Source organism: Streptomyces sp. NPDC018263 (genome assembly GCF_055562575.1).
Map to the genome: position 1 here is coordinate 376,528 of NZ_JBVHFA010000006.1, position 21,217 is coordinate 397,744.

At 72.1% G+C, this 21,217-nt stretch carries 19 protein-coding genes and 3 tRNA genes; 12 read left to right on the forward strand and 10 right to left on the reverse strand.

Annotation, left to right across the window (positions count from 1 at the left end; genetic code table 11):
• Positions 1–49 precede the first annotated feature (49 nt).
• Positions 50–625 carry a bifunctional DNA primase/polymerase gene (locus ACZ3HQ_RS19730; protein ID WP_467512570.1) on the forward strand — a complete coding sequence of 192 codons (576 nt, stop codon included), beginning with the start codon at positions 50–52 and terminating at the stop codon, positions 623–625.
• Positions 616–689 (forward strand) — tRNA-Lys (locus ACZ3HQ_RS19735). The genes ACZ3HQ_RS19730 and ACZ3HQ_RS19735 overlap by 10 nt, the downstream gene beginning before the upstream one ends.
• Before the next feature lie 49 nt (positions 690–738).
• On the opposite strand, the gene ACZ3HQ_RS19740 is transcribed toward ACZ3HQ_RS19735, so the two are convergent.
• On the reverse strand, positions 739–1,953 hold the full coding sequence (locus ACZ3HQ_RS19740; protein WP_467512820.1) for a M6 family metalloprotease domain-containing protein: 1,215 nt from the start codon (positions 1,951–1,953) through the stop codon (positions 739–741).
• A gap of 378 nt (positions 1,954–2,331) precedes the next feature.
• On the opposite strand from ACZ3HQ_RS19740, the gene ACZ3HQ_RS19745 reads away from it, so the two are divergent.
• Complete coding sequence (locus ACZ3HQ_RS19745) at positions 2,332–4,251, forward strand: putative bifunctional diguanylate cyclase/phosphodiesterase (RefSeq protein ID WP_467512572.1); 1,920 nt, start codon at positions 2,332–2,334, stop codon at positions 4,249–4,251.
• A gap of 29 nt (positions 4,252–4,280) precedes the next feature.
• On the opposite strand, the gene ACZ3HQ_RS19750 is transcribed toward ACZ3HQ_RS19745, so the two are convergent.
• Both ACZ3HQ_RS19750 and ACZ3HQ_RS19755 read right to left on the reverse strand, forming a co-directional pair.
• Positions 4,281–5,369: an LLM class flavin-dependent oxidoreductase gene (locus ACZ3HQ_RS19750; protein WP_467512574.1), complete on the reverse strand. Its 1,089-nt coding sequence runs from the start codon at positions 5,367–5,369 to the stop codon at positions 4,281–4,283.
• A gap of 95 nt (positions 5,370–5,464) precedes the next feature.
• Positions 5,465–6,196: an aspartate racemase/maleate isomerase family protein gene (locus ACZ3HQ_RS19755; protein ID WP_467512576.1), complete on the reverse strand. Its 732-nt coding sequence runs from the start codon at positions 6,194–6,196 to the stop codon at positions 5,465–5,467.
• Between the two features lie 282 nt (positions 6,197–6,478).
• On the opposite strand from ACZ3HQ_RS19755, the gene ACZ3HQ_RS19760 reads away from it, so the two are divergent.
• From ACZ3HQ_RS19760 to ACZ3HQ_RS19785, 6 genes are all read left to right on the forward strand, one after another.
• On the forward strand, positions 6,479–6,697 hold the full coding sequence (locus ACZ3HQ_RS19760) for a hypothetical protein (protein ID WP_467512578.1): 219 nt from the start codon (positions 6,479–6,481) through the stop codon (positions 6,695–6,697).
• Between the two features lie 64 nt (positions 6,698–6,761).
• The gene (gene ehuB / locus ACZ3HQ_RS19765; RefSeq protein ID WP_467512579.1) at positions 6,762–7,688 is read left to right on the forward strand and encodes an ectoine/hydroxyectoine ABC transporter substrate-binding protein EhuB; all 927 of its coding nucleotides are present in this window, start codon (positions 6,762–6,764) and stop codon (positions 7,686–7,688) included.
• Positions 7,685–8,401, forward strand: coding sequence for an ectoine/hydroxyectoine ABC transporter permease subunit EhuC (gene ehuC, locus ACZ3HQ_RS19770; RefSeq protein ID WP_467512581.1), 717 nt, complete (start codon positions 7,685–7,687; stop codon positions 8,399–8,401). The genes ehuB and ehuC overlap by 4 nt, the downstream gene beginning before the upstream one ends.
• Positions 8,398–9,048 carry an ectoine/hydroxyectoine ABC transporter permease subunit EhuD gene (gene ehuD, locus ACZ3HQ_RS19775; protein ID WP_467512583.1) on the forward strand — a complete coding sequence of 217 codons (651 nt, stop codon included), beginning with the start codon at positions 8,398–8,400 and terminating at the stop codon, positions 9,046–9,048. Before ehuC ends, ehuD begins: the two co-directional genes overlap by 4 nt.
• Positions 9,038–9,811 (forward strand): ectoine/hydroxyectoine ABC transporter ATP-binding protein EhuA, encoded by a 774-nt coding sequence (gene ehuA, locus ACZ3HQ_RS19780; protein WP_467512584.1) that lies wholly within the window; start codon positions 9,038–9,040, stop codon positions 9,809–9,811. Before ehuD ends, ehuA begins: the two co-directional genes overlap by 11 nt.
• A 119-nt stretch (positions 9,812–9,930) precedes the next feature.
• Positions 9,931–10,004 (forward strand) — tRNA-Lys (locus ACZ3HQ_RS19785).
• Between the two features lie 121 nt (positions 10,005–10,125).
• Here ACZ3HQ_RS19785 and ACZ3HQ_RS19790 read toward each other — a convergent pair.
• The 3 genes from ACZ3HQ_RS19790 to ACZ3HQ_RS19800 form a co-directional block, all read right to left on the reverse strand.
• Positions 10,126–10,740, reverse strand: coding sequence for a lytic polysaccharide monooxygenase auxiliary activity family 9 protein (locus ACZ3HQ_RS19790; RefSeq protein ID WP_467512586.1), 615 nt, complete (start codon positions 10,738–10,740; stop codon positions 10,126–10,128).
• 132 nt (positions 10,741–10,872) lie between these two features.
• Positions 10,873–11,979 (reverse strand): SPFH domain-containing protein, encoded by a 1,107-nt coding sequence (locus tag ACZ3HQ_RS19795; protein WP_467512587.1) that lies wholly within the window; start codon positions 11,977–11,979, stop codon positions 10,873–10,875.
• Positions 11,980–12,066: 87 nt separating this feature from the next.
• Positions 12,067–13,359, reverse strand: a complete 1,293-nt coding sequence (locus ACZ3HQ_RS19800) for a peptidoglycan-binding protein (protein WP_467512589.1) — start codon at positions 13,357–13,359, stop codon at positions 12,067–12,069.
• Between the two features lie 184 nt (positions 13,360–13,543).
• Between ACZ3HQ_RS19800 and ACZ3HQ_RS19805 the strand changes: the two genes are divergently transcribed.
• From ACZ3HQ_RS19805 to glxA, 3 genes are all read left to right on the forward strand, one after another.
• Positions 13,544–13,617, forward strand: a tRNA-Lys gene (locus tag ACZ3HQ_RS19805).
• Positions 13,618–13,982: 365 nt separating this feature from the next.
• Positions 13,983–15,860, forward strand: coding sequence for a glycosyltransferase family 2 protein (locus ACZ3HQ_RS19810; protein WP_467512590.1), 1,878 nt, complete (start codon positions 13,983–13,985; stop codon positions 15,858–15,860).
• Complete coding sequence (gene glxA, locus ACZ3HQ_RS19815; protein WP_467512592.1) at positions 15,857–17,791, forward strand: radical copper oxidase GlxA; 1,935 nt, start codon at positions 15,857–15,859, stop codon at positions 17,789–17,791. The genes ACZ3HQ_RS19810 and glxA overlap by 4 nt, the downstream gene beginning before the upstream one ends.
• 29 nt (positions 17,792–17,820) lie before the next feature.
• On the opposite strand, the gene ACZ3HQ_RS19820 is transcribed toward glxA, so the two are convergent.
• The 4 genes from ACZ3HQ_RS19820 to ACZ3HQ_RS19835 all read right to left on the reverse strand — a co-directional run bounded on the left by ACZ3HQ_RS19820 (position 17,821) and on the right by ACZ3HQ_RS19835 (position 21,122).
• A complete protein-coding gene (locus tag ACZ3HQ_RS19820; protein ID WP_467512594.1) occupies positions 17,821–18,807 on the reverse strand; it encodes a glycoside hydrolase family 6 protein in 987 nt (328 codons plus the stop codon).
• 127 nt (positions 18,808–18,934) lie between these two features.
• The gene (locus ACZ3HQ_RS19825) at positions 18,935–19,588 is read right to left on the reverse strand and encodes a class F sortase (RefSeq protein WP_467512595.1); all 654 of its coding nucleotides are present in this window, start codon (positions 19,586–19,588) and stop codon (positions 18,935–18,937) included.
• Positions 19,589–19,600: 12 nt separating this feature from the next.
• Positions 19,601–20,215 carry a hypothetical protein gene (locus ACZ3HQ_RS19830; protein WP_467512597.1) on the reverse strand — a complete coding sequence of 205 codons (615 nt, stop codon included), beginning with the start codon at positions 20,213–20,215 and terminating at the stop codon, positions 19,601–19,603.
• 127 nt (positions 20,216–20,342) lie between these two features.
• The gene (locus ACZ3HQ_RS19835) at positions 20,343–21,122 is read right to left on the reverse strand and encodes an HAD-IIA family hydrolase (RefSeq protein ID WP_135788545.1); all 780 of its coding nucleotides are present in this window, start codon (positions 21,120–21,122) and stop codon (positions 20,343–20,345) included.
• Positions 21,123–21,217 lie beyond the last annotated feature (95 nt).

Here is a 21,217-nt window from a genome sequence, read left to right on the forward strand (position 1 = left end):
TTCCGCAACCCAGGGAAACCGCCCGCTCACCGCCGGTACACCTGTGTGCATGACCAGCGCACCGGACGTCACCGCCACCACCGCCGAGGGAGCCGCCTGGCTCGCCTCCGCCGGCACATATCCGCGCAGCACGCTCGCTTTCTGGGCGGAGCGGCCCGGCGCCCCCGTCGTGCTGCCCTGCGGCACGGTCTTCGACGTGGTGAGCGCGCCCTCGGTGTTCGGCCGCCGGATGCTGGACCGGTTATGGGGTGCGGAGGGGCCGGGCTGCGGCCCGGTCGCGGTGCACCGGGGCCGCACCCTGCTGTTCGCGGCGCCGGGCACGGCCCAGCGGCTGCCCTCCCTGCTGGCCTGGGAGGAGTGGGGCCCGCGCACCCATGTCGTCCCGCCGCTGCTCTGTCACGGCACCGGGGACGCGGTGACCGTCCCGGCGCTGGAGGGCGACGCCGAGCCCGCCCCGGCGGGGTCCCGCTGGCTGGTCGCCCCGGACACCCGGCACCCCTGGCTCCCCGGCCCCGAGGTGGTGCTCTGGGCGGCGGTGCGCGCGGCCCGTACGGCGGCCCGGGTATCGATTTTTCCTCCCGCCGACCAGGATGCTAAGGTCTACGACGTCAGCAGGCGCCGCTAGCTCAGTTGGTTAGAGCAGCTGACTCTTAATCAGCGGGTCCGGGGTTCGAGTCCCTGGCGGCGCACAGACAACGAAGGCCCTCGCGCGAGCGGGGGCCTTTCGCGTGCCCCGGTTCAGGCGCCCTCCCCCGGTGTGATCCGTACCGTCCACGCGCCGGCCGGGGTGCGCTCCTCGACCTCCACCCTCACCCCGTCCCCCGGCACGGTGAAGCTCTCCCCCGGCGACACGGGCGCGTCGGCCAGCGGCGGGTAGACGGAGTTCTCCCAGCACGCCTCGGTGTGCGGGTGGGCGTCGATCACGTCGACCGGGCCGTCCCCGGACTCCACGCCGGCCCGCACCCGGTAGACGAGGATGCCCTGCTTGCACGCCGTACGGTCGTTGCCCACCGGGCCGCGCGCCTCGAAGGCGAGGGCGGTGTCCGGGCCGGTGCGCACCACGGCGAGCTTGGTGCCGTTGCCGAGCCCGAAGGCCGGGGCGCCGGACGCGCCCCGCACCGGGACGCCGGGCCCGGCCGCGAGCGGCTCCAGGGTGAGCCGGGTCGGGCCCGTCCCCCGTACGCAAGCCACCTGGCGGGGGTCCAGCCAGCCCAGCTTCCACTTGTGCCAGCCGAAGAGGTCCGGGGCCGCGCCGAACTGGCTGCCCATCAGGTCCCAGTCGCCGACGTGGGTGTCCCAGTCGTCCTCGGAGTCGGTCGGGCGGTGGTAGAGGTCGGGGAGGTCGAAGACGTGCCCGGTCTCGTGCGCGAGGACCAGCCGGTCCGGCGGGTGCTGCTCGAAGACGGTGACGACCCGGCGTACGTCGGTGCCGTCGAGGCGGACGGGCGAGTCCAGGTTGACGACCTTGGTGGCGTCGGAGTCGACACCGGGCGCGTCCGGATCGGCGACCAGATAGACCACGTCGTAGCGGGAGAAGTCCAGCGCCTTGTCGGCCACGGCGAACGCGTCCCGCAGATAGGCGGCACGGTCCGAGGGCGCCCAGTCCCGCTGTATGCGGTACGCGGTGGATGGGCGCGGCATCTTCAGCCAGCGGTCCATCGGGTGCGGGCGCAGGGTGAAACGGCCGTAGGAGGACTGCTCGAAGTAGCGGCTGGTGGCGGGGAAGTGGTCGGCGGTCAGCTCGTCGGGGGTGGTGCGCGGGGTGGCGTCCGGGAAGGACAGGAAGACCAGGGCGGCGTCGAGGGTGCCCCGGGGGCGCGGGTAGGCGGAGTTCCAGGTGTCCAGGCCCTCGGAGTGGTGGGCGGTGGTGCGGTGCAGCGCGCAGGGGTCGGGCGAGAAGGCGTCGGCCACCGAGGGCCCGGTGAGGATCGAGGTCGCGGCGAGCGCCGACATCGTGGTGGCCACGGCGGCGGTGCTGCGCAGCTTGGGCACGTCTGGGACCTCCGGTCGCGGTTCGGAACACCGCAACCCAGACTGTGCGCTTATGGTGCGCTATGCCCTGTTTACCTGAACCGGAAGGGTGAGTGCGCCCGTTTGCGCCCCTGCGGCCACCCCGGCGGCCACCCGGCGGCCGACACCCCGAATCACTCACGGAACGTCACAAGTGGTCGGGGGCCTCAAGAACCCGTCCAGGTCCGGGCAGAAACGATCTGTCAGGGGGGTGGGTCGGTCGTGGAGACTGGAGACCGGCTGGAAGGGGCCGGGACCAGCCTCTATGATCGGCACACTTTCCGGCACGGACAGGGATCGAGTGCACTGCGGGAGCGAGCGGTGAGCGCAACGTCCGAAGGGCCGACGCCCGCGGCAGACCTCGACCGGTCAGCCGTGACCGACGGTGACCACATGACCTACCACCGGGTCTTCACCACGGCCCCGCTCCCCATGGCCGTGGTGACCCCCGACGGGCTGGTCGCGCACGCCAACACCGCCCTGGGAGCGCTGCTGGGCACGACCGCCGAGGCACTGGCCGGCCGCCCGGCCGCCGACCTCGTGGACCTGGCTCCCGACCCGCGCACCCGGCACGCGTACCGCGAGGTGCTCGCCGGGAGTCTGGACCGGCTGCGCTGCACCCGGCGCCTCAAGCAGCCGGACGGCGACCCCGTATGGGTGCGTATCACCGTCACGCCGCTGACCGAGGGCACGCCGGGCGCCCTGCTGTCCGTCTCCGACATCAGCGCCCGCCGTGAACTCCAGGCGCGGCTGCGGCACTTGCGGATGCACGACCCGGTGACCCGGCTGCCCAACCGCACCCTGTTCTTCGAGCGGCTGTCGGCCGCGCTGGAGGCGGAGCCGGAGGACGGCACCGGAACCGGGCGGATCGGCCTGTGCTGTCTGGACCTGGACGGGTTCAAGGCGGTCAACGACACCCTGGGCCACCGCGTCGGCGACCGGCTGCTGGAAGCCGTGGCCCAGCGGCTGACCCATGTGGCCGAGGAGACCGAGGGCGCGCGGGCCGGAGCCCCGCTGGTGGCCCGTCTCGGCGGGGACGAGTTCGCGCTGCTCGTGGAGGACTCCACCGGCACCGAGCAGCTCTCCGACCTCGCCGCCTCGGCGCTGCGGGCACTGGAGGAGCCGTTCGACCTCGCCGGGCGGCGGCTGTCGCTGACCGCGTCCATCGGCGTGGTCGAGCGGCACACGGCCGGGACCACGGCGACCGGTCTGATGCAGGCCGCCGACACCACGCTGTACTGGGCGAAGGCCGACGGCAGGGCCCGCTGGACGCTGTTCGACCCCGAGCGCAACGCGCACCGCGTCACCCGGCAGGCCCTGTCCTCCACGCTCCGCCCGGCCATCGAGCGCGGGGAGTTCGCGCTGGAGTACCAGCCGCTGGTCGGCATGGAGGACGGGCGGCTGAGCGGGGTGGAGGCGCTGGTGCGCTGGCACCACCCGCAGTTCGGGACGCTGACGCCGAATCGGTTCATCCAACTGGCCGAGGAGGACGGCTCGATCGTGCAGCTCGGCCGCTGGGCGCTGGTCACCGCCTGCCGCCAGGCCCGGCAGTGGCAGCTCGCCCACCCGGACGAGCCGCCCATCTTCGTCAGCGTGAACGTGGCCGTGCGCCAGGTCTGGGACTCCGACCTGGTCGCGGACGTGGCGAGCACGCTCACCGAGACCGGGCTCGCCCCGCATCTGCTCCAGTTGGAGCTGACCGAGTCGGCCGTGATGGGCTCAGGGGGCCGCCCGATCCAGGCGCTCCAGGCGCTGAGCGACATGGGCGTGCGCATCGCCATCGACGACTTCGGCACCGGCTACTCGAACCTGGCCTACCTCAGCAGGCTCCCGGTCTCGGTGCTGAAGCTGGACGGGTCCTTCGTACGCGGCTTCCAGTACGAGGGTCCGGCCGGGGCGGGGACGACCGCGAACCCGGCGGACGAGGTGATCGTGGAGGCGATGATCCAGCTCGCCCACCGGCTCGGGCTGACCGTCACCGCCGAGTGCGTGGAGACCTCGGCGCAGGCCACCCGGCTGCGCCGGATCGGCTGCGACACCGGGCAGGGCTGGCTCTACTCCCGCCCGGTGCCGCCGGACCGCATCACGGAGCTGCTGGGGAACGTCTCGTCGAGCAGGCCGGGTCAGGGAGCGGCATCTGGTGCCGTGCATCGCAAGGCGGAGGAGGGAGCCGACGCGGAGCATCGGCTGCCGACGACAACGCCGCGAGGCGCGATGCCAGGCGCCGCGAGCCCGGCCTGACCGACGAGACACCCCCTCGGGGTGCGGAGCTACGCGGCGGGCAGGTCGTAGGCGTCGGCGATCAGCTCGTAGGAGCGCAGCCGCAGTTCGCCGCGGTGGGCGTGGCTGGTGAGCATCAGCTCGTCGGCGCCGGTGCGCTTCTGGAGGCCGTCCAGGCCCGCGCGGACCTCGTCGGCGGTGCCGTGCACGATGTTGCGGGTGAAGGAGGCCGCGAACTCCTCCTCCATCGGGCTGAATTCGTGCCGGGCGGCGTCCTCGGGGTCGGGGAAGAGGCCGGGACGGCCCATGCGCAGCCGGAGCATGTTGAGCGCGGTGGCGCGGACCTGGCGGGCCGCCTCGGCCTCGTCGTCGGTGGCGAGTGCGGAGACGCCGATGAGGGCGTAGGGCTCGGCCAGCACCTCGGAGGGGCGGAAGGTCTCCCGGTACAGGTCGAGCGCCGGGACGGTGTTCTGCGCGGAGAAGTGGTGCGCGAAGGCGAAGGGCAGGCCCAGCATTCCGGCCAGTTGGGCGCTGAAGCCGGAGGAGCCGAGCAGCCAGATCACCGGCCGGTGCGCCGACTGCACGCCGCCCGGGGTGCTGCCCTGCACCGGGCCGGGGATGGCGTGGATACGGGCGTAGGGGTGCCCGTCGGGGAAGTCGTCGTCGAGGAACCGGGTCAGCTCGGCGAGCTGCTGCGGGAAGTCGTCGGCGCCCTCGTTCAGGGTGTCGGAGCGGCGCAGCGCGGCCGCCGTCGCCCCGTCCGTACCCGGCGCCCGGCCGAGGCCGAGGTCGATCCGGCCCGGTGCCATGGCCTCCAGGGTGCCGAACTGCTCGGCGATGACCAGCGGGGCGTGGTTGGGCAGCATGACGCCGCCCGAGCCGAGCCGGATGCGGTCGGTGTGGGCGGCGAGGTGGGCCAGGATCACGGCCGGCGAGGAGGAGGCGACACCCGGCATCGAATGGTGCTCGGCGACCCAGTAGCGGTGGAACCCGCGCGCCTCGGTGAACCGGGCCAGCTCCACGCTGGTGCGCAGCGCGTCACTCGCGGTGCTCCCGGCGCCCACGGTGACCAGGTCGAGTACGGAGAGGGGGACGGGGGCGGTGCCGTGCACGGCACCCCGGATCTCGTCTGCCGGCACGGTGGATGCCTCCTGTTTACGGCGTGCTCTGTCCTGTCGTGCCGTAACAGGAGGCAGTCCCCGCTTATTCCCCCCGCCTGCCTACGGGCCTCGCCTCAGAGCTGGACGACGGGCTCGCGGGTGAAGAGGGTGCCGAGGGTGTCGGTGTGCAGCCGGCGGTCGGCGAGCCTGAGCCCCTCCCACACCGAGACCTGGGACGCGGTGAGCACCGGCTTGCCGAGGGCGGCCTCCAGCGCGGACAGGTGGGCTGCGGTGCGCAGCGCGGTGTCGGGCAGCAGCACCGCCTCGGCGTCCGGGGTGTCGGCGGCCAGGGCGAGGGCCACCAGTTCGGCCTCGTCGCCCTCGGCGGCGCGCTCGGCGGTGAGGGCGTCGGCCTCGTCGGCGCCGGTCACCTCCAGGCCCCCGTCGGCCAGGAACGCCCGCAGCAGCGCGGCGGTCTTCGGCGGGTAGGCGTGTGCGACGGCGATCTTGCGGACGCCGAGCGCCTGGGCGGCGTGCACGAAGCCCAGGGAGGTGGAGGAGGCGGGGAGTCCGGCCTGCCGGGCCAGTTCCGTCGCCTCGGTGTGCGCGCCCTTCCAGCCGTGCGCGAAGCCGCCCGCCGGGCTCGTCCACACGACCGCCTCGGCGCCGGTCAGCCGCAGCCCCTCCATGGCCGCCGTGAGCCGTCCGGCGAAGTCGGCGCCGCGCAGCGGGTCCACCGCGTGGGCGTCCTCACCGGTGCCGGTGTGCACCAGGTCCAGCCGGACCGCGCCGGCGAGCAGTTGCTCGACGCGCGGGTAGTCGTCCTCGCCGCGATGGCCCGGGCAGAGGAATCCGATTGCTGTCATGTCGCCCTTTCTCCGTGTTGCTGAGGGACCTTCCCTGCGTCTTCCCCCGCTTCCCGCGAGGGCGCCCCGCGTGGCCCGCACGGCGGTACGGGCACCCCCGCTCCCGATTCGGGTACCCAGCACAAGCCGGATCTTCTCCTCAGGGCGCGGCCCGCTGACGGCACCGGGCCCCCGTGCCGGCGTGGGGCGAGCGCGGGCGTGGGCGTGGGCCATCTGATGTACCCCGAACTGGCGCCGCCGCAAAGGATCTCCCGCACACGGTGGGCTCCGGCAAGACCGCGGGTGGCGGGCACCCCGCCCCTACGTCGTCGGCTCCGGGCCGGCCGGGCCATCGCCGCCGCCCCGCTCACCGGGCGGACGCGCCCGCACATGTGCGGCGACCCGGTCGGCCGGCGGGACGAACTCGGCGCCCAGTTCGTGGACCTGTACGACCGCTGGGCGGCCGGAAGAGAGCTGGTCAACGGGGTGCACAGGAAGCGCGATTACGTTCCGGGCCCCTGAACTCCCCCTGCGTGGCGGGAAATCGGCACGCATGACCCGTGTGGGCCTGGGTAGCGGCGCCGCCATGGCTCCTCGACTTGGCAAGGACACGGAAAGAATCCGGCCGGTGCGCCTGAGAGAAAGACGGGCGGTGCTGCTGGGCGCGCTGGCACTGGGCGGGGTCGGAGCGCTGGGTGCGACGGGGTGCACGCGGGTGGCGGCCGCGTCCGGCGGGAAGGGCGGCGACCTGCTGGACCGGCTGCGCGCGCAGGGTGTCGTACGGCTGGGAATCGCCGGTGAGGTGCCCTTCGGGTTCATCGACCGGGACGGCAACCTCACCGGGGAGGCACCGGAACTCGCCAGGGTGATCTTCAAGCGGCTCGGGGTGGAGCGGGTGCAGCCGGTGCCCACCGAGTTCGGCTCGCTCATACCGGGCCTGAACTCCCAGCAGTTCGACGTGGTGGCCGCCGGGATGTACGTCAACGCCGAGCGCTGCCGCCAGGTGATCTTCGCCGACCCGGACTACCAGATGAAGGACGCCTTCATCGTCCGCAAGGGCAACCCCAAGGGCCTGCGCTCCTACCAGGACGTGGTGAGGAAGAAGGCGAGGTTCGCCACCGGCGCCGGGTACGCCGAGATGCAGTACGCGGTCGAGGCGGGCTGCAAGGAGAGCGACATCCTCGTCGTCCCCGACCAGGTCGCCGGGCTGAACGCGGTGGAGGCCGGGCGGGTCGACGTGTTCGCCGGTACGGCGCTCACCACCCGCGAGGTGGTCAAAAAGTCCCGCAAGGCGGAGTCCACCGAACCCTTCGCGCCGCTGGTGGAGGGCGAACCGCACGTCGACGGGGGCGCGTTCGCGTTCCGGCCGGTCGAGACCCGGCTGCGGGACGCCTTCAACGCCGAGCTGCGCGAGCTGAAGCGCACCGGTGAACTGCTGCGCATCCTCCGGCCGTTCGGGTTCACCCCGGACGAGATGACGGACCTCACCGCGAAGGAGCTGTGCGGCGGATGACCTCGGGACTGTGGGAACTCGTCCTGCGGGGCGTCTGGACGACCGTCCAACTCCTCGTACTCAGCGCGCTGCTGGCGTCGGCGGTGTCCTTCGCCGTCGGCATCGCGCGCACCCACCGGCGCCGGCTCGTCCGCTTCCTCGCGGGCCTGTACACCGAGGTGTTCCGCGGCACCTCGGCGCTGGTCATGATCTTCTGGGTGTTCTTCGTGCTGCCCATCGCCTTCGGCTGGCAGTTGGTCCCGCTGTGGGCGGGCACCCTGGCACTCGGCCTGACCTACGGCGCGTACGGGTCGGAGATCGTGCGCGGCGCCCTGAACGCGGTGGACCCGGCGCAGCGCGAGGGCGGGATCGCGCTCGGCTTCACCCCCTGGCAGCGGATGCGGCTCATCCTGCTGCCGCAGGCGGTGCCGGAGATGATCCCGCCCTTCTCCAACCTGCTGGTCGAGCTGCTCAAGGGCACCGCGCTGGTGTCCGTGATGGGCATGGGCGACCTCGCCTTCAGCGCCAACCTGGTACGGCTCGCCCTCCAGCAGAGCGCGGAGATCTACACGTACGTGCTGATCGTCTACTTCGTGATCGCGTTCGCCCTGACCCGGCTGATGCGCTCGCTGGAGAAGCGGCTGAAGGCGGGGCTGGGCCAGGGGCCCGTCCCTGAGCCCGCGGTGCGGGGGAGCGAACCGGCCGCGGCGAGCAGGGTGGGTGGTGCGGCATGACGTGGGACTGGAACGCCGTGAGCGACTTCATGCCGTACTTCTGGCGCGGTCTGCTGGTCACGCTCCAGGTGGTGGCGCTCGGCTCGCTGCTGTCGTTCTCGCTGGGGCTGGTGTGGGCGCTGCTGACGCGGGTGCCCTCGCGCTGGGTGCGCTGGCCGGTCGGGGTGGTCACGGAGTTCGTGCGGGACACCCCGCTGCTGGTGCAGTTGTTCTTCCTGTTCTACGTGCTGCCCGAGTGGGGCGTGACCTTCTCGGCGCTGACCACCGGCATCTTCGCCATCGGGCTGCACTACTCGACGTACACCATGCAGGTCTACCGGGCCGGGATCGAGGCCGTACCGGCGGGCCAGTGGGAGGCGGCGACCGCGCTGAGCCTGCCCCGGCGGCGGACCTGGACCGCGGTGATCCTGCCGCAGGCCCTGCGCCGGGTGATTCCCGCGCTCGGCAACTACGTGATCTCCATGCTGAAGGACACCCCGATGCTGATGGTGATCACCGTGCTGGAGATGCTCGGCCGGGCGCGGCTGTTCTCGCAGGCGAGCTTCCGGTTCACCGAGCCGCTGACCGTGATCGGCGTGGCCTTCATCGTCCTGTCCTACCTGGCCTCCCTTCTCCTGCGAGCACTGGAGCGACGCCTTGTCCGCTGACATCACCCTGCCGAAGCAGAACCAGCCCGGTGAGCTGATCCGCCTGGAGCAGGTCACCAAGCGCTTCGGCGCCCACACGGTCCTCGACCACCTGGACTTCGCCGTGGACGCGGGCAGGCATGTGACCCTGATCGGCCCCTCCGGGTCGGGCAAGACCACGATCCTGCGCCTGCTGATGACCCTCACCCGGCCGGACGAGGGCATCATCACCGTGGACGGCCAGACGCTGTTCCCGGCGCCGGAGAAGCAGGTGCGGGAGGTGCGGAAGAAGATCGGGATGGTCTTCCAGCACTTCAACCTGTTCCCGAACATGTCCGTGCTGCGCAACCTCACCGAGGCCCCGGTCCAGGTGCTCGGGCTCTCGCGGGACGAGGCGGAGGCGCGGGCGCGGGAGCTGCTGGAGCTGGTCGGGCTCTCCGACAAGCTCGACGCCCGGCCCACCCGGCTCTCCGGCGGCCAGCAGCAGCGCGTCGCGATCGCGCGGGCGCTCGCCATGCGGCCGCGGGTGCTGCTGCTGGACGAGGTGACCAGCGCGCTCGACCCGGAGCTGGTCGCGGGCGTGCTGGACGTACTGCGCGACATCGCCCGCGGCACCGACATCACCATGCTCTGCGTCACCCACGAGATGGGCTTCGCGCGGGACATCTCCGACCAGGTGCTGATGTTCGACCAGGGCCGGGTGGTGGAGTCCGGCCCCCCGGAGAAGATCTTCGGCGATCCGGAGCAGGAGCGGACGCGGGAGTTCCTCAGCGCGGTGCTGTAGCCGGACGGGCACGGGCGGCCGGGCACGGAGGCGGCCGGGCCGGCCGTGGTCGGAGCACCCCCGAGGACCAGGTAGTATTTTCTCTGTCGCCGGCCGCGAAAGCGGAAGGCGGGAGTCATGCGCCGCTAGCTCAGTTGGTTAGAGCAGCTGACTCTTAATCAGCGGGTCCGGGGTTCGAGTCCCTGGCGGCGCACATCTGCCGAGGGCGGGTCGGGAAACCGATCCGCCCTCGCGCTTTTCCCGGCACGCCGCTCCGGTGGACCGGCGTGCCGGGAACGCACCCGTGAGGCAGGGCCGTCGGCCGCACGCCAAGCTCAGAAGGTGACGTCCGAGCAGGCGTAGAAGGCGTTCGCGGTGTCGGCCACGTTCCACACCGCGAGGATCACATGGTGGCCGGTGAGCCCCCGGGGCAGGGTGCCGCTGTGGCTGAGCGTGGACGGCGGGCGCTGGCCGTTGTACGGCACCGAGAGGAACGGCGTCAGGTTGAGGTCGGACCGGGCGAGGGCGTGGTTCTGGTTCCAGCCCTGCTTGGTGACGTAGTAGGTGAAGTCGCTGGTGGCGTGCATGGCGGTGAACTGCCAGCGGAAGGTGTACGACTGGCCGCCGGTGACCCGGGTGGTGGGCCAGGCACCTCCGCCGGGGGTGTTCGGGGCGTTGAGCTGGCCGAAGCGGCTGTTGCCGCCGCTGCAGAGCTGGCCGTCGCCGGGGCCGGAGCCGGGGAAGCCCTTGGGGCCCTCGACGCTCTGCGGCTCCCACTGGATGTCGCCGCAGTTCGCCACGGAGCCGTTCTGGCAGAGCTTCTGCCGGCTGACGGGGAGGTCGGTGTAGCCGTGGCCGCTGGCGCCGCCGGTGGAGAGCACGAAGGCGCCGGCGGTGGCCATGCCGAGCACGGCCGCGGACAACGCTGACAACCTGGTCCTGGTACGCATGCTGCCGCTCCTGGGGAACGTCGTGGGGGAAGGTTCACTGAGCCGGGCTGTGCGATGACGTGCGATAGGTCCAGACCAAGTACCAGATTATTGCCGGGAGTTGAACGTGTCCATACCATTCGGAGGCATGCGTCAGGCCGGTTCCCGGCGGGCCGAGCAGAAGGCCACCGTGAGGTCCCGGACCAGCGCCTTGCGCTCGTAGTCGTCCAGCTCGACCAGCCCGCGCCTGGTGAGCCGGGTGACCGTGTCCTCGACGGAGTCCACCACCGAGCTGAGCATGGTGGCCCGCTGCTGCGCGTCCAGGGCGGCGATCCGGCGCCGCTGCATGGCGGCGGCCACCTCGGGCGCGTACTCCACCCGGACCGGCTGCACGGAGAACACCTCCACCCCGACCGGCGCCACGTCGGCCGCGACCAGCCGGGTCAGCGCGTCACCGGCCGCGTCCGCCCCGCTGCGCGCGCCGCCCGGCAGCTCCACCGGGACCCGCGCGAGGGCCGACTCCACGCATTCGCGCAGGTAGGTCTCGTGCTCCTCGATGCCGAGCAGCGCCCGCGCGGTGTCCCGCACCCGCCACACCACCAGCACCACCACGCGCAGCGCCACCCCGCCCGCGTCCACCGCCGGCACCGCGCCGCTGCGCCAGTGCCGCAGCCGCACATCGGCCCGGCGCCGCCGCAGCAGCGGGTTGATCCACAGCAGCCCGGTCCGCCGCACGGTCCCCCGGTACCGGCCGAACAGCCCCAGCACCCAGGCCCGCCCGGTGCGCCCGCGCGCCAGCCCGCCGAACCCGAACAGCCCCAGCGCCCCGGCCCCCGCGTACGCCGCCCACTGCGCGGGACCGAGTCCCGCGCCGGGCACCTCGCCGGGCAGCGCCCCCGCCCACCAGGTGATGGCCACGCATCCGGCGACCCCGCCGAGCCCGGCCAGCACCCCCGCCACGCCGGGCAGCACCCGCGCCGGACGCTCCTGGAGGTCCGGGTCGGGGCGCAGTTCGGGCCGTCTGCGGACCTGCGCCGGGCGGACGGGCCGGGGCTGTTCGCCGGTGCCGTGCCGGCGGTTCACCACGGCGGGGCGCCGCGCCTCGGGGGCGGGCTCGTCGCGGAAGAGCAGGTGGACGGGGATCTCGGTGGTCGCCTCGGTGTGGATCAGCCGGGGCGGCCGGACGGCCGTCCCCGCACCGCCCGGCAGGCTCTCCGGATGGTCGTCGGACTCGTGGGTGTGGGGTGTGGTCGTGCTCATGGGTGCCTCCAGCCTCCGCGCCGGGTGCGTCATGACAGGGGATGCCGGGCCGCGCGCGGACGCGGGACCCGGAGGTGACCGGGCGCCTCAGCCGAACAGACGGCGCCAGGTCTCGGGGCCCGGATAGCCGTCCGCCGCTCCGCCGCGCCAGCCCTGGGCGCGCTGGAAGGCTTCCACGGCCCGCCGGTCCGCCTCGCTCCAGCGCGGTCCCGGCCCGGTGGCGTAGAAGCCGCCGAATCCCTTCTTCACCAGTTGCCGCCCCAGTCGGGTGACATGGGCGTTGTTCGCGCCCGCCTTGAAGTACTGCTTGCCGGGGAAGGCCGGGGCGCCGCCGGGGCCCGCCGAGCCGGACGCGATGTCCTTGCCCGTGCCGGTGACCAGCAGTTCCCAGGTGCGCGGGCCGGGCAGCCCGTCGGCACTGGAGCCGGTCCAGCCCTGGGCCTTCTGGAACGCCTGGGTGGCGCGCCGGTCGGCCTCGCCCCAGACCGGGCCTGGCCCCGTCGAGTAGTACGGGCCGCCGCCCCGGGCGACCAGCATCTCGCCGAGCTGGGTGACGTACTTGTTGTTCGCGCCGGGCCCGAAGTACTTCGTGCCGGGGAAGGGCACCGGGGCGGTCGTCGGCTCGGCACCCGCCGTCCCCGCGGTGACGCCCTTGTAGCGGTAGGGGACGTACTTGGTGGTGTTGTTCCAGTAGGGGTAGGGCGTGCTCTGGCGGCGGGTGTGCGGGGGCGTCTGCTCGTACGCCGTGTAGGCGGTGTGGGTGTAGTCCGTCCAGCCGCCGAAGATCACGACATGCGAGCCGCCCTGGGGGTCGGCGGAGTTGTGGAAGAGCAGGATGTCGCCGGGCTGGAGGTCTCCCTTGGTGATCTTCACTGCGAACTGGCCCAGGCTGCCCGTCCACTCGTTGGAGAGCAGCCCCCAGGCCATGGAGACATAGCCCGAGCAGTCCTGGCGGTACCCGTCCGACCAGAACTTGGTCATGCTGTAGGGCACCTGCGCGGTGACCCACTGCTTGGCCCGGTTGATGATCGCCGTCCGGGTGGTGGCCGGGGTCTTGGCCTGGGGCCGGGCGGGCGAGCCGGCCGGGCCGTGCAGGGGTGCGGTGCCGCCCTGCGGGGTCGCGGCGTCCCCGTCCGCCGCCGGGGCGCCGGGACGGTGCGGGGCCGCGTGCGGGGGCGGCGCCTGGGTGAGCGCGCCGGCGGCGGGGACGGCGCCGAGGACGGCGGACGCGGCGGCGGCCACGACCACCGCACTCCGGGCGGCCGGGCGGCCACCGGTACGGGCGGACGCCGGGCGGGGGGCGAGCCGCCGCCACCGGACGCAGCCGAGGCAGTCGCAGTCGCTCACCGGATCGAATTCCTCGAACACCGGAGCCGTCATGCGATCTGCCTCACATTCGGGGTGGATATGTCCGCGTGTGTGCACGTTGATCAGTTTCACAACTGTCCGCGTGCCGCGCATGTTGACGGTCCGAATGGTGCACGCCCCCGCCCGGACCCCGGCGGGGCTGTCCTTGGTGGTCAGGAGCACCCTGGCTGGTCCTGTAGAGTTTTCCCGTCAGCAGGCGCCGCTAGCTCAGTTGGTTAGAGCAGCTGACTCTTAATCAGCGGGTCCGGGGTTCGAGTCCCTGGCGGCGCACAGACAACAAGCAGGCCCCCCGTGCGAACGGGGGGCCTGCTTGCGTTTCCGTTCACCGCAATGAACGGTTTTGACCGGTAAACAACAGGTTTCGCATCTTGCGATCATGCTCGTCGGCGTAGAACCCTGTTGTCCACGATGCCGTGGAAACACGGCAGTTGGGGGGAAGTACCGGTCGCGCACCGCGCCGAGGGGGCATCTCGCGCCGCGACCGGAGCATCGCCGTTCCCTGCTCTGCTCACGGTGAGTCAGGGCTTGGTCACGGTCGCATGCCGTGAAGTCGCCCGCGCCGGCCTGGGGAGGTCCGTCGCGGACGGAAGGACTGACGAAACACGCGCCGACCCGCGCGTGTGGGGGGATGACTCATGACGGACGATCCGTCACGCACCACCGGACCGAGAACCGTCGCGCACCGGCCCGGCCCGGCCGCGAGGGGCCTGCCGCGCTACGACTACGAGCACTACAGCCGCCTCGCCGGCCCGCTCACCGAGCCGCCCGCCGGCCGGCCGTACACCGTCCGCTACCGCTCGCTGCTCTCGCAGGAGCCGCACCGGCTGCGTGCCGCGCTCATGCTGGGCGCCGCCCCGCTGCTCTCACTCGTCCTGCTGGGCTGGCTGCTCCAGCCGGAGCACTGGACCGAGCGGGACCACCCCGCCTACGGCTTCCTGCCGGCGCTGGACACCCTGATGCTGGCCTCGATCGGCCTGATCGAGTCCTTCCGCTGTCTGAACGTGCTGTCCAACGCGCACGCCACCCTGGTCGCCCGCGACCCGGTGCCGGTGGTGCCCGAGGACGGGACCCGCGTGGCCTTCCTGACCTCCTTCGTGCCCGGCAAGGAGCCGCTGGAGATGGTCACCCGGACCCTTCAGGCCGCCGTCCGGCTGCGGCACCGGGGCCCGCTGCACGTCTGGCTGCTGGACGAGGGCGACGACCCGGCAGTCAAGGAGGTCTGCGCCCGGCTCGGCGTCCGCCACTTCAGCCGCAAGGGCGTGGCGAAGTGGAACCAGCCCTCGGGCCCGCACCGCGCGAAGACCAAGCACGGCAACTACAACGCCTGGCTGGAGGCCCACGGCGACGCCTACGACTTCTTCGCCTCCGTCGACACCGACCACGTCCCGCTCCCCAACTACCTGGAGCGGATGCTCGGCTGGTTCCGCGACCCGGACGTGGGCTTCGTCATCGGCCCGCAGGTGTACGGCAACTACGACACGTTCGTCACCAAGGCCGCCGAGTCGCAGCAGTTCCTCTTCCACGCGCTGATCCAGCGCGCCGGGAACCGCTACGGCGCCCCGATGTTCGTCGGCACCTCCAACGCGGTGCGGATCACCGCGCTGAAGCAGATCGGCGGGCTGTACGACTCGATCACCGAGGACATGGCGACCGGCTTCGAGATGCACCGGGCGACCAACCCCGCCACCGGCCGCAAGTGGCGCTCGGTCTACACCCCGGACGTGCTCGCGGTGGGCGAGGGCCCGAACGCCTGGACCGACTTCTTCACCCAGCAGCTCCGCTGGTCGCGGGGGACGTACGAGACGATCCTCAGGCAGTACTGGCGGGGCCTGTTCACCCTGCCGCCGGGCAAGCTCTTCAACTACACGATGATGATCGTGTTCTACCCGATGTCCGCCCTCAACTGGATTCTGGCCGCCCTGAGTTGCGCGCTCTTCCTGGGGCTGGGCGCCTCGGGCGTGAACATCGACCCGACGGTGTGGCTGATGCTGTACGGCAACGCCTCCGCGCTCCAGATCGGTCTGTACATCTGGAACCGGCGGCACAACGTCTCCCCGCACGAGCCGGAGGGCTCCGGCGGGATCGCGGGCATGATGATGTCGGCGCTGTCCGCCCCGGTGTACGCCCGTTCGCTGCTGGACGCGTTGCTGCGCCGCAAAAGCGGCTTCGTGGTGACCCCCAAGGGCGACTCGGCCAGCCCGGACACGCTGTTCGGGACGTTCCGCATCCACTGGTTCTTCATCGCGGTCTTCGCGGGCTCGCTGACCGCCGGGTTCGCGCTGGACCACGCCCACCCGGCGATGATCACCTGGGCGGTCTTCGCCCTGCTGGTCACGGCTTCGCCGATCCTCGTGTGGGGGTGGTCGCTGCGGGGCGAGCGCGTGCCGGGTACGGCCGCCGGGCCCGTACCGGAACCGCTGCCCGCGCCGCGTGTCCCGGTGCAGCGCACGGCCCGTGACAGCGAGCAGACCCTGCGGATCGCCGTCGGCGGGCAGGGGGGACGGGACGAGTGAGGCAGCTCACCGGCCGCCGCCGCGCCCGCCGACTGGGGATGGGCGCCGTGGTGGTCCTCGCGCTGGCCGGGATGAACGGTCCCTGGCTCTACCGCTTCGGCACCGAGCGGTACCACCGGTACGAGATCGACAAGCCGGAGTACAAGGCCGCCAACGGCCGCTGGGAGATCGTGGAGTTCCCCGAGGAGTACCGCCAGGACACCATCCACGCGGCGCTGCTGCGCACCGGCAAGGTGCTGCTGGTGGCGGGGTCGGGCAACAACCAGGAGAACTTCGACGCCAAGAAGTTCGACACCCGGCTCTGGGACCCGGTCAAGGGGACCGTCAAGAAGATCCCCACGCCCAAGGACCTCTTCTGCACCGGCCACACACAGCTCGCCGACGGCCGTCTGCTGATCGCGGGCGGCACCAAGCGGTACGAGAAGCTCAAGGGCGACGTCACCAAGGCGGGCGGCCTGATGATCGTCCACAACGAGAACCCGGACCGCCCGATCACGCTGCCCGCCGGCACCCGGTTCACCGGGAGGAGCAACGGCCGCACCTTCGTCTCGAAGGACCCGGTGCTGGTCCCGCGCGCGAAGAAGGTCTTCGACCGCGCGGGCCGGTTCCTGCGCAACGACCCCGGCCTCGGCCGGATCTACGTCGAGGCGCAGCGCAGCGGCAGGAAGTACGAGACCGGCACCCAGGACAACTACCGGGTGCGCGGGCTCACCGGCGCCGAGGCGCGCAACACGTACGGCATCGCGCAGAAGCTCGCGCTCGACAAGAAGGACTTCCAGGGCATCCGCGACGCCTTCGAGTTCGATCCGGTGGCCGAGCGGTACATCGAGGTCGACCCGATGAACGAGGCCCGCTGGTACCCGACGCTCACCACCCTGTCGGACGGCAAGGTGCTCAGCGTCTCGGGGCTGGACGACATCGGGCAGTTGGTGCCGGGCAAGAACGAGGTGTTCGACCCGGCGACGAAGAAGTGGGCGTACATGCCGAAGGTCCGGCAGTTCCCGACCTACCCGGCACTGTTCCTGATGCAGAACGGCAAGGTCTTCTACTCCGGCTCCAACGCGGGGTACGGGCCGGACGACGTGGGACGCGAGCCCGGCGTGTGGGACGTGGACACCAACAAGTTCACCGAGTTGCCGGGGCTGAGCGATCCCGACCGGCTGGAGACCTCGGGCACCGTGCTGTTGCCCCCGGCGCAGGACGAGCGGTATCTGGTCATCGGCGGGGGCGGGGTCGGGGAGTCGGCGCTGGCCAGCAGGAAGACCCGGCTGATCGACCTGAAGGCATCCGATCCGCGGTTCGTGGACGGGCCCTCACTGGAGAAGGGGACCCGGTATCCGCAAGCGTCCGTGCTGCCCGACGACACCGTGCTGGTGTCGGGGGGTTCGGAGGACTACCGGGGGCGGGGGGACTCCGACATTCTCCAGGCGCGGATCTACCACCCGGACAGTGGCCGTTTCCCCCGGGTCGCCGATCCGCTGGTGGGACGGAACTACCACTCCGGGTCGATCCTGCTGCCGGACGGGCGGGTGATGTTCTTCGGCTCCGACCCGCTGTACGGGGACCGGGCCAACACCCGGCCGGGGAGCTTCGAGCAGCGGATCGAGATCTACAGGCCGCCCTATCTGTACCGGGGTTCGCGGCCGTCGCTCGGCGCGGGGCCCGAGCGGCTCGTGCGGGGCGGGTCGGGGACGTTCGTCTCGCAGCACGCTTCGAGCATTCGGAAAGTGCGGTTGATCCGGCCGAGTGCGGCTACGCATGTGACGGATGTGGACCAGCGGTCCATCGCGCTGGGGTTCCGTGTGGACGGGGACCGGGTGACGGTGCGGGTGCCGGCCAACCGGAATCTGGTGCAGGCGGGGTGGTACATGCTGTTCGTGGTTGACGATCAGGGGACGCCTTCGAAGGCTCGGTGGGTACGGGTGCCTTAGTCCTCGGTCGGTCCTCGGTCGGTCCTCGGTCAGTCCTCGGTCAGTTTCAGGGCGTAGGCCGGCCACCACTGGCCCGCCTTCGGGCCGCCCCCGCATTCGCCGTCCGACTCTCCTGGCCGTTTGATCCACAGGTAGGCGTCGGCCAGGGGGTCGGCCGTCCTGGTGGTCGGGGGTTCGCCCAGGGCTCGGCCGGGTGGGTTGCACCAGCGTTTCTCGGGGGCGCCCTCGGTGTAGGGGCCGTTGCCGTTGCGGCTGGTGTCGATGACGAAGTGCTTGCCGCCGACCTTGGCCGCCAGACGCTTGCCGTAGGCGACGGAGTCCTGGGTGGAGTAAAAGTTGGAGACGTTGACGGCGAAGCCGTCGGCGTCCTCCACCCCCGCCGACTTCAGCGGGGCGTGGATCTGGTCGGGGTGGCCCCAGCCCGCGTTGCCCGCGTCCAGGTAGACCTTGGTGTTCTTCAGGGTCGTGAGCCGGGTGACCGCACCCCGCAGGAGGTCGTAGCGCTCCTCGTGGAACTCCCTGGGGGTGCAGCCGTCCACCAGGTGCAGCAGGGCGTCCGGTTCGAGGACGACGGTCGCGGCGCGGTCCCCGATGCCGCGCGCCACCCCGTCGACCCAGGCCCGGTACGCGGCTCCGTCGGCCGCGCCCCCTTTCGAGTACTGGCCGCAGTCGCGGTGCGGGATGTTGTAGAGGACCAGCAGGGCGGTACGGCCGGACCGGGTGGCGGCCTCGGTGTATCCGCGCGCCTCCCCCTCCGGGTTCTCGGGGCCGATCCACTCCCCCACCGGCTGCTCGGCGATCCGCCGTATCCGCGCGGCCTCGGCCTTCCGGCCGGCCTTCTCGTAGGCGGCGACCTGACGGGCGGCGTTGCCGTCGGGGTTGACCCAGTAGGGGTTCCCCGGTTCCCGGGTTCCGGCCGGCGCTCCCCCGGCGCCGTCCCCCGAAGAACACCCGGTCGTCAGCAGTGCCGCCCCCAGCAGCACCACGGACGCGCGGGTCCCCCATGTCCCGTCCATGCGATTTCCCCCCTGGGCGCATTCGCTCCGGAGGGCCAATCCTGGCATACCGGCCGTGCCGGACATGGCCAGACGTGGAAGTCAACACCCTTGATTGTCCGGGGTGTTCAGGGATGCTCAGGGGTGTTCAGGCTCCCGTGCCGGTGAGGTACGCGGAGACGACCACGTTGGCCGTGTAGGTGCGGCCGGCGCGGTCGTAGGTGCCGCCGCAGGTGATCAGGCGGAGTTCGGCGCGGCCGGGGTGGCGGGTGCCGTAGGCGCGGGCGGCGTCGAAGTGGTCGGTGGGGAGGACCTCGACGTCGTCGATGGTGAACCGGGCGACCTTGCCGTCCGCGCGGACCACCCGGACGGTCTCGCCCCGCTCCAGGGTGCTGAGCCGGTAGAAGACGGCGGGCCGGGTCTCGGTGTCGACATGGCCGACCAGGAGCGCGGTGCCGTTCGCGCCGGGTGTGGTCCCGGCGCCGTACCAGCCGACCACCCCCGGCTGGTCGAAGGGCGGCGGGTCGATGCCGCCCCGGCTGTCCAGCCCGCGCTCCACCACCGGTGCCTGGATGGCGAGTTGGGGGATGTCGACGCGCTGCGGGGTGGAGTCGGGCAGCGGGGTCGCCGGGGCGGGCAGGGGGACGCCGTCGATCCCGGCGACATCACCGTGCGTGGTGCCGGCCGGGCTGTCGGGCAGCCCGGTCACGTCACGCCCCCAGAGCCACAGTCCGAGCAGCAGCACGGCCCAGGCCACGGCCGTGACCGCCCGGCCGGTGGCGCGCCCCTGCTCCTCGGACATCCCGGCGCCCGTTCAGCCGTCGTTCCGGCTCCGGCGGGACCGCAGCGCCCCGACCGTGACCGCCGCGCAGCCGGCGAGGGCCAGCCCGGTCAGGGCCTGGGCGGCGCCGGGGCCGGAGCCGGTGGGAGCCACGGTGGCGAACAGGGTGCTGGTGTCCGCTCCGGCGGCCGTACCGCCGCCGCCCGCGTGGACCGGGGCGACCGGGGAGGGCCCGGTGTCCGGCCCGTCGTCGGAGCCGGAGTCGGGGCGGGCGCCCGCGCCGGACTCGTCGACGCTGATCCGGCCGGTGAAGGAGTAGTCGGCGCAGGTGATCCGCACGTCGTACGCGCCCGCCTTGAGGGAGGTGCGCACGCGGGTCTGGCCGGACAGGTCGCCCTGGCCCCCGGTCAGCCGGGCGTCCGAGACGAACGCGCTGGAGACCGCGGTGCCCTGCGAGGCCGTGCAGCCGCGCACCCGCAGCGAGACGTCGGTGCCGGGGAGCGGGACGGCCGGGGCCACGGTGAGCCCACCGGTGCCGTGCGATCCGCTGTCGTGCGTACCGCCCCCGTCCGCCGCGTGGGCGCTCGCCGGGGTGAACGCGGCGGCGGCGAGGATTCCGGTACAGAGAGTGAGGCGAAGTGAGCCCATCGTGAACCTCCTGATAGTGGGAGGTTCCCCCGTCCGGTACCCACCCGCATCCGGACAGGGCGTCCGATTGCTCCGTACGGGTGGGACCGGGTTTGAGCTGCTCGCCAATCCCCCAGGTCAGACCAGGTCAGACCAGGTCCACGAGGTCCGCGATGGAGTCGACGACCTTGGACGGGCGGAACGGGTAGCGGTCGATCTCGTCCGCCTGGGTGACCCCGGTGAGCACCAGGAAGGTCCGCATCCCGGCCTCCAGCCCCGCCAGCACGTCGGTGTCCATGCGGTCACCGATCATCGCGGAGGTCTCCGAGTGGGCGCCGAGCACATTGAGGCCGGCCCGCATCATCAGCGGGTTGGGCTTGCCGACGAAGTACGGCTTCTTCTTGGTCGCGGCGGTGATCAGCGCGGCGACCGAGCCGGTGGCGGGCAGCGCGCCCTCGGTGGAGGGGCCGACGTTGTCCGGGTTGGTGGCGATGAACCGGGCGCCGTCGTTGATCAGCCGGACCGCCTTGGTCATGGCCTCGAAACTGTAGGTCCGGGTCTCGCCCAGGATCACGAAGTCGGGGTCGTGGTCGGTGAGGATGTAGCCGACGTCGTGCAGCGCGGTGGTCAGCCCGGCCTCGCCGATCACGTACGCGCTGCCGCCGGGCCGCTGCTCGTTCACGAACTGGGCGGTGGCCATCGCGGACGTCCAGATGTTCTCCACCGGCACGTCCAGGCCCAGCCGCTTCAGCCGGGCGTGCAGGTCGCGCGCCGTGTAGATGGAGTTGTTCGTCAGCACCAGGAACGGCCGCTCGGCCTCCCGCAGCTTCTTCAGAAACGCGTCGGCGCCGGGAATGGGCACCCCCTCATGGATCAGAACGCCGTCCATGTCGGTGAGCCATGACTCGATGGGCCTGCGGTCTGCCATGCGTACGTCCTCCAGCGAGTGCCTGCCGACGACTGAGGGGTCCAGGGTAGTTAGCGAGGAGGGAGTGCGGGGGGTGGGGGCGGGGTGGGTTCGGG

Coding starts and splice junctions, on each gene's coding strand:
- ACZ3HQ_RS19730 (WP_467512570.1), top strand. CDS start 50: ATGACCAGCGCACCGGACGTCACCGCCACCACCGCCGAGGGAGCCGCC.
- ACZ3HQ_RS19740 (WP_467512820.1), bottom strand. CDS start 1,953: ATGTCGGCGCTCGCCGCGACCTCGATCCTCACCGGGCCCTCGGTGGCC.
- ACZ3HQ_RS19755 (WP_467512576.1), bottom strand. CDS start 6,196: ATGACAGCAATCGGATTCCTCTGCCCGGGCCATCGCGGCGAGGACGAC.
- ehuB (WP_467512579.1), top strand. CDS start 6,762: ATGGCTCCTCGACTTGGCAAGGACACGGAAAGAATCCGGCCGGTGCGC.
- ehuC (WP_467512581.1), top strand. CDS start 7,685: ATGACCTCGGGACTGTGGGAACTCGTCCTGCGGGGCGTCTGGACGACC.
- ehuD (WP_467512583.1), top strand. CDS start 8,398: ATGACGTGGGACTGGAACGCCGTGAGCGACTTCATGCCGTACTTCTGG.
- ACZ3HQ_RS19790 (WP_467512586.1), bottom strand. CDS start 10,740: ATGCGTACCAGGACCAGGTTGTCAGCGTTGTCCGCGGCCGTGCTCGGC.
- ACZ3HQ_RS19795 (WP_467512587.1), bottom strand. CDS start 11,979: ATGAGCACGACCACACCCCACACCCACGAGTCCGACGACCATCCGGAG.
- ACZ3HQ_RS19800 (WP_467512589.1), bottom strand. CDS start 13,359: ATGACGGCTCCGGTGTTCGAGGAATTCGATCCGGTGAGCGACTGCGAC.
- ACZ3HQ_RS19810 (WP_467512590.1), top strand. CDS start 13,983: ATGACGGACGATCCGTCACGCACCACCGGACCGAGAACCGTCGCGCAC.
- ACZ3HQ_RS19820 (WP_467512594.1), bottom strand. CDS start 18,807: ATGGACGGGACATGGGGGACCCGCGCGTCCGTGGTGCTGCTGGGGGCG.
- ACZ3HQ_RS19825 (WP_467512595.1), bottom strand. CDS start 19,588: ATGTCCGAGGAGCAGGGGCGCGCCACCGGCCGGGCGGTCACGGCCGTG.
- ACZ3HQ_RS19830 (WP_467512597.1), bottom strand. CDS start 20,215: ATGGGCTCACTTCGCCTCACTCTCTGTACCGGAATCCTCGCCGCCGCC.
- ACZ3HQ_RS19835 (WP_135788545.1), bottom strand. CDS start 21,122: ATGGCAGACCGCAGGCCCATCGAGTCATGGCTCACCGACATGGACGGC.